General features: G+C 53.1%; 9 protein-coding genes. 2 read left to right on the top strand and 7 right to left on the bottom strand.

Going from position 1 to position 13,264, the window contains the following annotated elements; all coding sequences use genetic code 11:
- Window positions 1-159: 159 nt before the first annotated feature.
- From JW984_08505 to JW984_08475, 7 genes are all read right to left on the bottom strand, one after another.
- Window positions 160-1,065 (bottom strand): glycyl-radical enzyme activating protein, encoded by a 906-nt coding sequence (locus JW984_08505; GenBank protein MBN1573220.1) that lies wholly within the window; start codon window positions 1,063-1,065, stop codon window positions 160-162.
- Window positions 1,066-1,073: 8 nt separating this feature from the next.
- Window positions 1,074-3,653, bottom strand: a complete 2,580-nt coding sequence (locus tag JW984_08500; protein MBN1573219.1) for a hypothetical protein — start codon at window positions 3,651-3,653, stop codon at window positions 1,074-1,076.
- Window positions 3,650-5,068 (bottom strand): MFS transporter, encoded by a 1,419-nt coding sequence (locus JW984_08495; GenBank protein MBN1573218.1) that lies wholly within the window; start codon window positions 5,066-5,068, stop codon window positions 3,650-3,652. The genes JW984_08500 and JW984_08495 overlap by 4 nt, the downstream gene beginning before the upstream one ends.
- 55 nt (window positions 5,069-5,123) lie before the next feature.
- Window positions 5,124-5,822: a deoxyribose-phosphate aldolase gene (deoC, locus tag JW984_08490; protein ID MBN1573217.1), complete on the bottom strand. Its 699-nt coding sequence runs from the start codon at window positions 5,820-5,822 to the stop codon at window positions 5,124-5,126.
- A gap of 22 nt (window positions 5,823-5,844) precedes the next feature.
- Entirely contained in the window at window positions 5,845-7,335 is a 1,491-nt protein-coding gene (locus JW984_08485; GenBank protein ID MBN1573216.1) for a hypothetical protein, read from the bottom strand.
- Between the two features lie 28 nt (window positions 7,336-7,363).
- Window positions 7,364-8,632 (bottom strand): iron-containing alcohol dehydrogenase, encoded by a 1,269-nt coding sequence (locus JW984_08480; GenBank protein ID MBN1573215.1) that lies wholly within the window; start codon window positions 8,630-8,632, stop codon window positions 7,364-7,366.
- An 85-nt stretch (window positions 8,633-8,717) separates the two neighbouring features.
- Entirely contained in the window at window positions 8,718-11,297 is a 2,580-nt protein-coding gene (locus JW984_08475; protein ID MBN1573214.1) for a hypothetical protein, read from the bottom strand.
- 263 nt (window positions 11,298-11,560) lie between these two features.
- Here JW984_08475 and JW984_08470 point away from each other — a divergent pair, with 263 nt between their 5' ends.
- Window positions 11,561-12,196, top strand: a complete 636-nt coding sequence (locus JW984_08470; GenBank protein ID MBN1573213.1) for a TetR/AcrR family transcriptional regulator — start codon at window positions 11,561-11,563, stop codon at window positions 12,194-12,196.
- A 275-nt stretch (window positions 12,197-12,471) separates the two neighbouring features.
- Window positions 12,472-13,095, top strand: a complete 624-nt coding sequence (locus JW984_08465) for a tetratricopeptide repeat protein (protein MBN1573212.1) — start codon at window positions 12,472-12,474, stop codon at window positions 13,093-13,095.
- The last annotated feature ends 169 nt before the right edge of the window (window positions 13,096-13,264 follow it).

Here is a 13,264-nt window from a genome sequence, read left to right as displayed (position 1 = left end):
ATTTAGTCTCCCTTGTGTCCCTTTGTATAGCATGTACTTTTTAAAAACTTCGGGCAGTATAACTGACCCTGTCTATTTTGTCAAGGATTTTTTAATATTTTTTAAAAATGTGTCTTTATTTTTATGGAGACCGCTCAAACAAGTCCCATTAAACAAGCCTCAATGATTTATCACCGCCTCAAATCCATAATCCCCAAGGAGATTTACGCAACCGTCCAGCATATCCCTCGTCAGCTCCCCCATATCCCGATACTCCCCGCCCCTCCCCAGCTTTTCATACTTGCTCTTCGCCATGCGGTTATAGGGCATCAGGTGAACGGGACCTGGATATTTTGTCTCTCTTAAAAATTCGCATATTTCTTTCAAAGAGCTCGTATCGGCGTTAAAGCCTGGGATGAGGGGGATCCGCGGGATGACCCGCCCGCTCCCCCCGTTTCCCGCTATTAGTCTGAAGTTCTCGAGGATCAAGCCGTTGTCCACCCCGGTGAAGGTCTTGTGGATTTCGGGATCGATATGTTTTATGTCAAATAGAAAGAGGTCAACCCTTTCTATCAGGGTCGATACAATGTCCGTTTTAAAATAGCCGCACGTCTCGAGGGCGATATGAATATCTTTTTCTCTGAGGAGATCTACGATCTTAAGCAGGAACTCTCTCTGGGCGGTGGGCTCGCCACCGGTGATCGTCACGCCTCCCGAGGACTCGTCGAAGAAGGGCTTGTCCAAAACGACCTTTTTGACTATATCCCCGGCGCTCATCTCAAGGCCTATTTTCTCGTGGGCGCCGTTCGGGCACGTCTCCCCGCACAGACCGCACGCGGCGCACCGCCGGTAATCCCGCACGACCTTTTTGTCCATCAGTGTCAGGGCGCCATTGGGGCATTCCTCGATGCATTTTCCGCAGGAGGCGCATTTGTCGACGGTGTAACCCATCTCCGGCCTTTGCCGCTGAGACTCCGGGTTGTGGCACCACACGCAATTAAGCGGGCATCCCTTCAGGAAGACCGTGGTCCTTATCCCCGGGCCGTCGTAGATGGAGTAGGGCTGGATGTCAAAGACTATTCCCATTTTTTAAGCTACGCGTTTTTTGTGTGCTCGGAGCGGGAGATGATCTCGTCCTGAATCTCCCTCCCCAGATCGACGAAATAGGCGCTGTAACCGCCGACCTTAACGATTAAGTCGCCGTAGTTCTCCGGCTCTTTTTGGGCTAACCTCAACACCTCGGTGGATGCCACGGTCGGCTGGAGCTGTTCGCCCCCTAACTTGAAGTAGGTCTGTATCAAGGACGAGTATTTTCGCCTCGCCTCCTCACTCTCGCCGATGGCGGAGGGATGGAGCCTTACGTTTACGGCGCACCCTAAGACATCGGTGAAATCGAGGGCCGCGACAGACCTGAGCACACCGGTCAGCCCCTTGCTGTCCACGTTGTAGGGATTGCAGCTGGCGGCATAGGGGGTCGCCGCCTTCCTCCCGTCAGGCGTGGCGAGGGAGACCCTGCCGTCAAACGTGTGGGATGTCATGCTGTTGATGAAGGGGGCGTACGGCCCGCCCTTTAGGGTCTTGTATTTGTATGTCTCCTCGAAGAGCTCCTTCGTGAGATCGTGGGCGATGGCGTCCGACTCAGGATTTGCGTTTCCCCACTTTCCGTCCAACGCCTTTATCTTCTGGTGGATATCCTCGTATCTCATAAAGTTGTGATCGACAGCGTTAATCAAGGTCGTAAAGTCGAGCGCCTTCTTCTCGAATATCAGCTTTTTTATGACGTAGAGGGAATCGACAACGTTGGCGATGCTGTTCATAAAGAGTATCCCCTCAAGATCGTAGGTCGCGCCCCCATGCGTCACGTCCCGTTTCTTTTCCAGGCACCCCCGCATGAAAAGCGAAATATACGGCGCGGGAAGCTCTTCGGCGTAGAGTTTGTCGCGGATGTGGGTGGCCTCGACTATAAGCTCGATCATCTTCTTCGCCTGGTGGAGGTAGGCGGCGTAAAACTCCGTAAACGACGAGAACGCGTCCGGGTCGCCGGTCCTCGGCCCTACTCCGCGGACCGTGCCCACGAGGGTCTTCCCGTCTCCGTTTCTCAGCGTCATGTCGAGCGTCCTAGCCATGAGCAGGGCGGAAAAGCCTATCCCACCGGTCTTTCCCGGTGCGCACATGTCGACGCACCCTGTTATCGCGTAGTCGTTCGAGTCGGGATCGGAAAATCCCCTCTTTTTCATCGCGGCGACCGAGACCTCGTCGTTCATCAGTGAGACGCTTGACGTCCCGTTGTAATGGAGGTCGGCGACCTTGAGGATCAGCTCCTTGGGGGAATTGCGATGGATCCTCACGACAATGTTTAGGGCGCTCTTCGAGCGGTGCGCCGCCTCCAGGATGAGGTATGTAAGATCGTTTGTGGCGTCAATCCCTTTGGGCGTCAAGCCGCCGAGGGTCACCGGCTCCGACCCCTCGTACCTCTGGCCGAAAATCCCCTGATAGTTAGAGTCGGGGCGCATGTTGTGGGTCATGATCTTGAGGAGTAGCTCCTCAATCAGCTCCCGCGCTTCCTCCCTCGTGATCTTCCCCTCTCGAATGTCCTTTTCGTAATATGGATAAAAATATTGATCCAGGCGGCCCGGTGCGTGGACGTTAAACGGGATTGCCAGCTCAACCGCAGTCTTTATCGTCCAGTAGGACTGGACCGCCTCCCTGAACCCGCCCGCCGGAAAGAGGGGGGCCGAGGCCGTATTCTTGACCATTATAGCGAGTATCTTTTTCCTTTCGGGATTTTCCTCGCCCTCATAGGCCTTTTTCAGATACTCGTTAAATCTTTTTGCGAAGGTGATGACGCCCTCAACGGCGATCTCCTGCGATCGCAGGAACTGAAGCTCCTCATCGGCGTGACTCCCGTCCTCGATCACCTTCTTTATCTCCTGCTGCATGGCGTAAAGCCCTTTTTTAAGGGGTGTCTCGTGGTCGAGGATCAGGTGCCCCTGCCAGACCCCCATCGCGGCCCCGAGCGATATCACGATATCCTTTCTCGATGTGGTGGAGGGGAGCGACGCGTAAAAACTCTCCATGTCCCCCTTGAAGATGCCACCTTCGATAAGCCTCTCCTTCAGTTTGTCGGCGATACTCTTTCCCCGCCAGTACGGGAGGAGCTTTTTCAGAAGTATCTTTTTGTCTTCCCTCTTTACCGTGCAAGGATTGATCTCTCTCTTGTCCATCGTGGTCGTCCCGATCGACGGCATTGCCGCCCCGACCGCGCTCGTCTCCATGAGGCTTTTTACCAAAGAGGCCGGCCCGTATCTCCTAATCATGTAAGATACGAACCTGAGGTTGTCCTTTAAGATGTGGAGAAACATCGTCCTCTTTTTTAGCTCGATGCGGAGGACCTCGTTGAACAGCCCCCTCTCGATGTCGATGGGGACGCCGAGGAAGTTTTCGGTCCACGTCCCGGCGATCCGGTCATCCGGGTCGACCGAAAATTCGATATTCTCGTACACGTTTTTCATTGCCAGGGCGACCCTTTCTGCGGCGGAGAGCCCGCTTTCCCCGGTTTTTATCCAGGACTCGGTGTAATATTTCGCCCGCTGGATCGAGACGACCGCCACCTCCTTCAGGTAGCGGCGCCTGAGCCTCGCTATTCTTTCGCTTGTATCGGTCAGATCGCTCATTTAACACCTCTTTTAAATTTCTTTTTTTTTGACCTCTCCCGCTCCTCGATGTCGCGGAGTATCTTTTTGTGCATCGAAGCGTCTATCGGGAAGAGCGATATAAAGACGATGCCTATTATGATGAAGCCGACAGGGATCAGGGTCAGAAGGAGACGTATCCCCATGAGGGACAGCTCGGTCTGCTCGACGTTTGCGACATAGCCCACCCGCGTTAAGACAATTCCTACGATAAAGGCCGCCAGGGCCGCGGGAAGCTTCTGGCAAAAGAAGAATGCGCCGTAAATCACGCCCTCCCTCCTGATCCCTGTCTTCCACTGGGAATATTCCACGGTATCGGGAACCATCGACCAGGCCGAAAGCCAGTTCGTCGCCATCCCCGCCGCCCCAAGGAAAAATAAAAAGAGCGTAAGATATATGTTCCTCTCCCCGAAAAAGAAGAGAAGGACGAGCACGACCGCAAAGCTCCCGATCCCGAGGTTGTACGCGAATTTCTTGCTCTTCTTCGTCGATATCTTGACGAAGAGGGGCATGAAGGCGATCGCCGTCACGAACAGGCAGAGGAAGGCCGCCGGTATCATAGCCTCATTTTTGAGGATGTATTTGAAATAGTAGTTCACGACCGCCGCCGTAGTCATCACAGCCGTCAGGTGGAAGACGGTGCCCGCCGATAGTATCAAGAACGGCTTGTTTGAGAAGATTACCTTTAGATTTTCAAGAAAAGACGATCTCTCTTTCTTCGGTTGTGCTACCAATTCCCTGACGGAAAAGAATGTGACAAGGACGGCCGCGATGATTACAAAGCCGTACACAAAACCCATGTATCGAAAACCGATTACCTGATCCCCTTTCCCGAGGAAATCCGCAATCGGGCGTGTTGCCGCCGCGGCAATAAGGACCCCGACAATGCCGAAGACGCCCTTGTATCCCGTGACTACCGACCGCTCGTTCGAGTCGAGTGTGAGGTTCGCCGTCAGCGCACCGTAGGGAACGTTGACTATCGTGATCGCCGTGCAGAAGAGGACGAACGTGACGATGCCGTAGACGATCTTCAGCCTCTCCGGGCCGATTTGGGGGGAATAGAAGAGGAGCATGAAGGTTAAGCCGAGGGGGATTGCCCCGAGGAGAAGGTACGGGCGCTTGCTGCCCCACCGAGATTTCGTGTGATCGGAGATGTACCCCATCATCGGATCGCTTATCGAGTCCCATATTTTTGAATAGAACATGATCATGCCGGCAGCCCCCGCGGCGATGCCGAAAATGTCCGTAAAATAGAAAATAAGATGGAGGGCCGTTGTCTGATATGCGATATTAAAAGCCACCTCTCCTGCCCCGTAGCCGAGCTTCATGGGCACCGTCAATCGACTTATAAAAGCGCCCTCCTTTTTGCCGGCGGTCGCCAGGGTTTCTTCAATCATATCAATATCCTATAAATGTTTTTTAAAATGAACTCGAAAGACCCGAAATATCTAATTACACTTCCACGCCTCCCTCAGGAATCTTGTCGAACTCCCTCATTATATTTACCGCCGACGCCCCTCCTATCCCGAATCTGGTCGCTCCGAGCCTGTAAAGTTCGACGAGGGTCGAGAGGTCTCTTACGCCCCCGGAAGCCTTGATCTTGAGGTCGTCCCCCACGATCGATTTCAAAAGCGCGATGTTTTCTCTGGTGGCCCCGGTGGGCGTGTGCCCAGTGGAGGTCTTGACGAAGTCGGCCCCCCCCTTTATGACGCACTCGCAGCCCCGCTTTATGTCGTCATCATTGAGCCAGTGGACCTCGAGGATGACCTTGAGCGTCCTTTCTCCCGCCGCCTCTTTTACAGTCCTGATATCGTCGATCACGTAATCGAGGCGCCTGCTCAACAGCGCGCTGACGTTTATCACCATGTCAAGCTCCCTGCATCCGTCAGTAAGCGCAATCTTCGCCTCGAGCAGTTTTACGTCTGTCTTGTGATTCCCGAACGGGAACCCTATCCCGGTGCCGATCAGGATGTCATCGTCCCCGCCAAGAAGCCCGTTCAGCTCCGCGACGAAATAGGGTAGGACGTGGGCCCCTATATATCTATATTTCTTTACAGACTGGGCGAACTCGTAAAGCTCCGACTCGTCCACCTCGGGCCTCACGATGCTCGAATCGATCATCCTTGCAACATCACGGCGTGTTAATCTCATATGGATTTCCTTCTATATTTAATTAGTAATTCTCGTAAAAACCGACCATCTTATCGTAGACCCGGTTGAACCGCCCCTGTATCTCACGATAGCGGGCGGCCGCACTCCTGTTCGGCCTTATCTTTCTTTTTTTGCACTTCTTATAGATCCTTTTTGCTGCGTCGCCGATGTCGTCGATAAGTCCGACGCCGTATCCCCCCAGGAGGGCGGAGCCGATTATCGTCGACTCCGGCTCGTCCGAGACCTCGAGGGGTATGCCAAACACATTCGCCTTGATCTCCAAAAGGAGATCGTTTTTCGTCCCGCCCCCGGCGCAGACAACCCGCCCGACCTCGATGCCGACCCTCTTGAATATATCGAGGTTCATCCCGATCGAGAGGGCCGTGCCCTCCATCACCGCCCTGGCGAAGTGGGACGCAAGGTGCTCGTGCGTGATCCCGAAAAATGCCCCCATGGCGCCCGTGTTTTCCCTCCTCCTCTCCCCGAAGAGATAAGGGTAAAAGATAAGCCCGCCGCTCCCCGGAGGCACGCCCCTTGCCATGTCGATCATCTCGTCATAGTCAACCTCGCCGTTTCCCGCGGAGCTCAAGAGGTCCCGGCACCACTTCATGGCGATCCCCCCGGAGTCGAGCATGAAGAAGGGAGCCCAGCCCCCGGCGACATGCCTGAGGTTCTGGACGAAGGGGTGTGCGATTGGCTCCCTCCTTTTGACCACAAAGAGCGTGCTCGTCCCGGTGATGTCTACAGCGTCCCCCTCCCCGGTCAGCCCGAGGCCCAGGAGGGATACCAGGAAATCTCCCCCGCCGCAGATTACGGGAGTACCAGATATAAGCCCGGTCTCCTCGGCGGCGGAATCGGTAACCGTGCCCGAGATTTCATGGGCGGAAATGACGGGGGCGAACTTTTCGAGGTCGAGGCCCAAAATCTCGGCCATCTCGCCGGAGTACACGTCTCTTTTCGCATCCCAGAGGTATGTCCCCGAGGCCTCGCTGGGGTCAGTCGCGGCAGTATTGGTAAGACGAAAGTTGATGAAGTCCTTCGGCACCAGAAACCATCTGCTCTTTTTATAAATATCGGGCCGGTGCTCTTTGATCCACCCAACCTTCATTGCCACCCAGCCGGCGGTCGGCTGATTTCCGGTTATCGCAGCCAATTCACCAACGTCGTGGTTTTCCCTCACCCGGACGCACTGATCCTCGCACCGCTTGTCGCTCCAGAGCTGTGTCCACTCTGTCGTGACTCTCCCGTCGCCGTCGATCCCGACCGGGCCGTGCATCTGCCCGCACGACACGACACCGGCTATCGATTTCGGGGAAACACCGGTCTCTTCAAGGACACCCCTAATCGCATCCCTTGCGTTTTCCCACCACGAGTCGGGCCTCTGCTCTGCCCAGCCCGCCCTCGGGCTTCTGACATCGTGCGGTATCTGGCGGATTCCCTTTATCTCCCCGTCCTTGGAGACGACCGCGGCCCTGATGCTCTGTGTGCCGAGGTCAACAGACAAAATATACATTTGGATACGCCGACATGGTAAATTGATTCTACAACCTCTCGCGAATTACTCTCGCGATGACATCTTTTGAGAGGGACACGGGGTTGTTCTTGTTCTCGGCCACCGATGCTATCTTCTCGACATCCCCTTCCGTTATCCCGTACTCGCCGAAACGGGGGATTTTTAGCAGTTCCACAAGCTCGTAGATCCTGTCCACGAGGAGGCGTGAAAAATAGTCGGTCTCGTTTTCTTTCGCGTTTTCTTTTGCGTTTTCTTTCGCGTTTTCTTTCGCGTTTTCTTTCGATATACGCTTTCCGTCGAGGGCCGCCCCGGCAACGGCGAACTTCTTGAGCGCCCTTCTCCTTACTTCCTCGTCAACAGCCCCATCTCGCCCATCTCGATTTAACGCCTCAAGGGTCTCCTTCATGGCGGGTCCCATGAGGTTCGCGCAGACAACGCCGTGGGGGATGTCGAAAAATCCGCCGACAAAAGATGCGACGCCGTGCACGAGACCCAACCCAGCATTGGCGAGGGTTATCCCCGATACAAGCGCCCCGTAGGCCATCCCCTCCCTCGCATCGAGGTCATCGGGGGACTCGATCGCCGCAGGAATTAGGCTCTTTCCGACCGCCTCGATCCCGCTCATCGCCAGGGCGTCGGTCATAGGGCTTGCCTTGGTGGAGAAATACGATTCCAGGAGCTGGGTTAAGGCGTCCATCCCGCACGCCGCGGTTACGTCGGGCGGGCAGGAAAGCATGAGCTCGGGATCGATCACCGCCGCATCGGGAACGAAGTTGTCGTGCCTTATCGACTTCTTGAATCCATTCCCGCCTATCTCGCTCAGGACTGCGTTTTTTGTCGCCTCGCTCCCCGTCCCCGAGGTGGTCGGAACGGCGATAAAGTGGAGTTTGCTCCCGTCGTGGCTCCTGTTTCCTATCCCCTCGAGGAACTCGACCACGGAGACGCCTTCCCTCCCCCCCAATATCAACATTGCCGAGACCGCCTTTCCGAAATCCATGACGCTCCCGCCCCCTACGGCAAGAACGGCGTCTATCCGCTTGTCCTTGAATTCCAAAACGGTTTCATCGACCAGGCCAGGCGACGGCTCGCCGCTAACCGAGGTATGGACGTACTCGATCTTTTTTTGGCCAATGACCTTTGTTATCACATCGAACTTCCCCGTTCGCTTCAGCGAGCCGCCGCCGGTGATCAGGAGCACGGAGCCGCCGAATTTCGCCGAAATATCGCCGATCTTTTGTATCGAGCCCCTTCCGAAGTAGATATGGGGCATCGGCGTGAATGTGAATGGTAAAACCATGTCCCCCTTCCAAAAAAAATACCCCTTTATAAATCCTTGTCTATTCCCAAAAACAGTTAAACTAGGCCGTTCTCACACAATCTCCCTAAAGGAGACGATGCTCCGACCTCGAGATGACCTCGTTCTGTATCTCATGTCCGAGGTCCACGAAGTAGGCGCTGTATCCGCCCACCTTGACGATTACGTTCATGTACTGTTCGGGGTCCTTTTGGGCGGCCCTTAAGACATCGGTCGAGACCACCGTGGGCTGGAGCTGCTCGCCCCCCATGTTGAAATAGGCCTTTATCAATGAGACCCACTTTTTCCGCGCCTCAACGCTCTCGCCGATGGCTGTGGGGTGCATCCTTATATTGACCGCCGTGCCGAGGACATTCGTGGCATCTATGGAGCTGACGGAGCGCAAAACCCCGGTCGGGCCGTTTTTGTCGACATTGTACGGGTTGCAGCTCGCGGCGAAGGGCACCGCCGCCTTCCTTCCGTCCGGGGTGGCGATACAGACGCGGCCGTCATAGGTGTGGGAGGTCATGGAGTTGACGAAGGGAGCGATGAATCCCCCCTTGTACGTGTCGTGCTTGAACGTCTCCTCGAAGATGCGCTTGGTCACCCTGTGGGCGATCTCGTCGGTGCCGGACGACCCGTTTCCCCATTTGCCGTCCACGCCCAAAATCATATTATGCATATCCTCGTAGCCGACGTAGTTGTGGTCGATCGCCTCGATCAGCTCTTTAAACGTGAACCTCTTTTGCTCGAAGATCAGCTTCTTGATAACGTAGAGGGAATCCACGACGTTGGCGATGCTGCTCATGACCAGTATCCCCTCGAGGTCGTAGACCCCTCCCCCCTTTGTGATGTCCATTTTCTTTTCAAGGGGGCCCTGGACGAAGGCGGAGATGTGCGGGGAGGGGAGGAATTCCGCGAAGGCGCGATCCCTGATCTTCGCCGCATCGGCGATCTGACTCATCTGAAGCCCCACCTGTTTCATAAAGGCGTCCTCGAGCTCCTCGTAGGACTTGAACGAGTCCGGGTCGCCGGTCTTGAGTCCCGCTCCCTTCACCGTGCCGACGAGCGTCCTTGCGTCGCCGTTTCTTAACGTCATATCGAAGATCCTGCAGAGGAGCACGGCGGAAAAGGAAATGCTTCCGGTCTTCGCTGGGATGCATAGGTCGACGCAGCTAGCCATGGCGTAGCCGATCGCGTCCGACCTGGGGTATCCCCGTTTTTCCAGCGCCTCAATGGACACCGCGTCATTCAAAACCGACACGTTCGACGTCCCGTGATACTGCATGTCGGCGACCTTGAGATATAGCTCGTCGGGGGATTTTTCGTTGAAGCGCACCGCGAAGTTGAGGCAGGTCTTGGAGCGCTCGGCGGCATCGAGCATCAGGTATGTCAGCTCGTTTGCGGCGTCGTTGCCGTCGTCGTCCAAGCCCCCGAGGGTGACCGGCTCCGATCCCTCGTAGCGGGCGGCGAAATAGCCGTTGAAGTTGGAATAGGGCCGCATGTTGTGGCTCATCACCTTGAGGAAAAGCTCTTCAAGAAGCTCGCACGCCTCCTCCCTCGTGATTACGCCCTCGTCAATATCCTTTTTATAGTATGGGTAAAACATCTGGTCGAGACGGCCCGGCGTGTGGACGTTGAAAGGCAGCGCCAGCTCGAGGGCCGTCTTTTCGGTCCAGTAGGACTGCACCGCCTCTGAAAAGGTCTCCGCGGGGTGGAGGGGAACCTTTTTGCAGTTTTCCAGCATTTTCGAGAAAATTTTTTTCTTTTTTGGATCGCCCTCTTTCCCCGCCTCTTCCTCCAACTTTTCGGCAAGGCGCTCGGCGAAGATGATCACCCCCTTAAGGGCTATGTCGATCGATTTCAGAAAGTCGCGGTCCCCTGTCGACAGGCCGGCACCATTGTTCAGCTCCTCTCTTACCTCCTTCCTCATCTTGAGAAGCCCCACCTTGAGGACCCTTTCATGATCGGGGATAACGTGCCCCTGCCAGTTACCGACGGCGGCGCCGGGGGAGATGACCGTCTCGTTTTTCGAGTTGGTGGAGGGAAGGCTGGCGAAGAAGCTCTGAACGTCACCCCTGTAGACGCCCGATTCTTCGAGCCCCCTCTTGAACCGGTCGATGACGGTCTTACCCTTCCAGTAGGGGAGGAGATCTTTCTGGAGTATCTTCTTGTCGCGCCTCTTGATCGTGTAGGGATTGATGTCCCGCCTGTGGATCGGTTTAAGACCGATGGACGGCATCGCCGCGCCGACCTCCTTTGTCTGCTTCAAATTCTTGTAGAAATCGAGGAGTCCGTATTGCTTCAGCATATATATGATGAACTTGATGTTCCCCTTGACCAAAGAGGCCAGCATGGAAAGGGCGTCCAGCTCTATCTCCATCACATCGTTGAAGAGACCCCGCTCCAGGTCGAGGGGTATCCCGACGTAGTTCTCGGTCCACGTCCCGGCGATGCGGTCGTCCGGGTCTATCCAAAAGCCCATATTCTCGTAGACGTTTTTCATCGCCAGGGCGACCCTCAACCCGTTGGAGAGGCCGCTCCCCTCGGTCTCCCTCCACTTTTCGGTGTAATACTTCGCCCTCTCGATGGAAACGACGGAGAGGTCGCGAAGATAGCTCCTCCTGATCCTCTTTATGCGGTCGCTCGCAAGGTCTCTGATTTCCATGATAAGTCCTCCATAATCAAGAAATGAAGTAAATAAAATTGATCGGGGATCGGGCTCGCTCGCGGTTAAAATCCTTTTTAAATATCTTTTTACAAAGAGAGAAAAATATGTTATATAATAATGTAATTCCTTATTGAATCCGATTCAATTATAGGAAAGAAAAAAGGACAAGTCAAACACTTTTTTTAAAGATATGTCTTTTTTAAGTAACTTTTTCTGTCTACACATAAGAATTGTTATGACTGAAAGGGGATGATTCTTTAATGAAGCGGCGCGCAAGGACGATAGAGGACAAGAGGGCAAAGGGCGAGAAGATACTCAAGGTGGCCAAGGAGCTCTTCTTCGACAAGGGCTACTACGGCACCACGATAGAGATGATCACAGATCAAGCCGGAGTGAGCATAGGGACCTTCTACTTCTACTACAAGAACAAGATCGAGATCTACAAGGCGTTGCAGGACGAGGGGCTCGATATTCTGCTGGAGATGATCGACGGGGTGGTATCCCGGCCGGGCTTAAGCGCCAAAGAGAAGCTCTACGAGCTTGCCCATGCCTATCTTAAATATTACAGGGAGCACAGGGAGTACTTCGACATCATCGCTATCTTAAGCGCCACGCCGGACGAGCTGAAGGAGACCGACACCGAGCTGAGCGGCATCATAAACACCAAGGCGTTCAACGTGCTCAAGAAGATCGAGGGTGTGCTCAACGAGGGCGTTGAAAACGGCGAATTCGTCCCCCTCGACACCTGGAAGGCGACGAGCGTCTTCTGGGGCCTGATGGACGGCCTGGTCCTGCTCGAGGAGCGCGACAACGTCGTCAACGTGATCGGGTTCAGCCTGGACGAGCTGATTCGCCAAGCCCTCGAGATGTCGTTTCACGGGATAATGAAGAAGTGAGAATATAACCGCATCAGTCAAGATTTGTGTTTACGGTTTACCACCCTTTATTACAGGGTAAACAAGAGGGGTAAAAAAAACAACCCTTTTTTTTAAATGAGGAGGGAAAAGCTTTATCCAGTAGAGATGCATCCCACGGCCAATAAATATGGGAGGTGATGATGTTAAAAATATATTCCTATTGACAAAGAAAAAAAGTTATATATTATAAATGGGAAGTCTATTATTTTAGTCAGATATGTTTTAGAATTAATAATTTCATTGAAGGAGATGAAATGCATAGAAAGAAGCTTTTAACCATTTTAGTAATATTTGTACTTATTTTAGTAAATAACATATGCTTTGCCGAAGAATGGAGAGAATGGGCCAAAAAAGGGAATGATTATTACCGTAAGTTTAAATGGGCAGAAGCACTTGAATGCTATAATAAATCATTAGCTATTCACACTACTATAAATAACCTATTTAACAGGGCTTTTGTCTACCAATATTTGGGAGAATACGAGAAAGCTCTAAATGAATGGGATGAAATAATTCCTTTAATCCCGGATAATCCTTATGTTTATGGAAATAAAGCTGAAGTTTTAATTGAATTAGGCAGGACTAAAGAAGCAATAAATGAATTTGAACGTGCACTGAGTCATAATCCTAATGAGGACGCTAAACTTGAATATATGGGAACTATAAAATATTTATCTGGTGAAATTGAAGAAGCCATTGAATATTATAATAAGTCCTTAGCAATTAGAGAAGGAAATTATGTTTTATTTCTACTTGGTAAAACATATTGTTCACAAGGTGAATATGGTAAAGCTTTTATATATTATGAAAAATCCTGTAGTAAAGGAGAGTATAAAGGTTGCAAAGCATATGAAGAACTTGAAAATAAGCTAAAATAGAATACATCTAACTACAAATAGGGTGTAAAAGTCAAGCACCTTCCGTACAGTATGTCCTCTCGGGGCCGCCGATTTAGGCGGTTTCCTTTGGTATCTCGTTTCTTTTCTTCTTCCCTAATTCAACGGTTTCTATAGGTCGTCTGCCCATGTTCCGATATCCCCGATGGGG

It is taken from the genome of Candidatus Zymogenus saltonus (assembly GCA_016929395.1).
Classification (GTDB): domain Bacteria; phylum Desulfobacterota; class Zymogenia; order Zymogenales; family Zymogenaceae; genus Zymogenus; species Zymogenus saltonus.
This window is presented reverse-complemented; position numbering and strand designations above follow the sequence as displayed.

What these genes read in the sequence shown, in the direction of transcription:
- JW984_08465 (MBN1573212.1), top strand. Translation starts at nt 12,472, where the DNA reads ATGCATAGAAAGAAGCTTTTAACCATTTTAGTAATATTTGTACTTATT.
- JW984_08505 (MBN1573220.1), bottom strand. Translation starts at nt 1,065, where the DNA reads ATGGGAATAGTCTTTGACATCCAGCCCTACTCCATCTACGACGGCCCG.
- JW984_08500 (MBN1573219.1), bottom strand. Translation starts at nt 3,653, where the DNA reads ATGAGCGATCTGACCGATACAAGCGAAAGAATAGCGAGGCTCAGGCGC.
- JW984_08485 (MBN1573216.1), bottom strand. Translation starts at nt 7,335, where the DNA reads ATGTATATTTTGTCTGTTGACCTCGGCACACAGAGCATCAGGGCCGCG.
- JW984_08480 (MBN1573215.1), bottom strand. Translation starts at nt 8,632, where the DNA reads ATGGTTTTACCATTCACATTCACGCCGATGCCCCATATCTACTTCGGA.
- JW984_08475 (MBN1573214.1), bottom strand. Translation starts at nt 11,297, where the DNA reads ATGGAAATCAGAGACCTTGCGAGCGACCGCATAAAGAGGATCAGGAGG.
- JW984_08470 (MBN1573213.1), top strand. Translation starts at nt 11,561, where the DNA reads ATGAAGCGGCGCGCAAGGACGATAGAGGACAAGAGGGCAAAGGGCGAG.
- deoC (MBN1573217.1), bottom strand. Translation starts at nt 5,822, where the DNA reads ATGAGATTAACACGCCGTGATGTTGCAAGGATGATCGATTCGAGCATC.
- JW984_08495 (MBN1573218.1), bottom strand. Translation starts at nt 5,068, where the DNA reads ATGATTGAAGAAACCCTGGCGACCGCCGGCAAAAAGGAGGGCGCTTTT.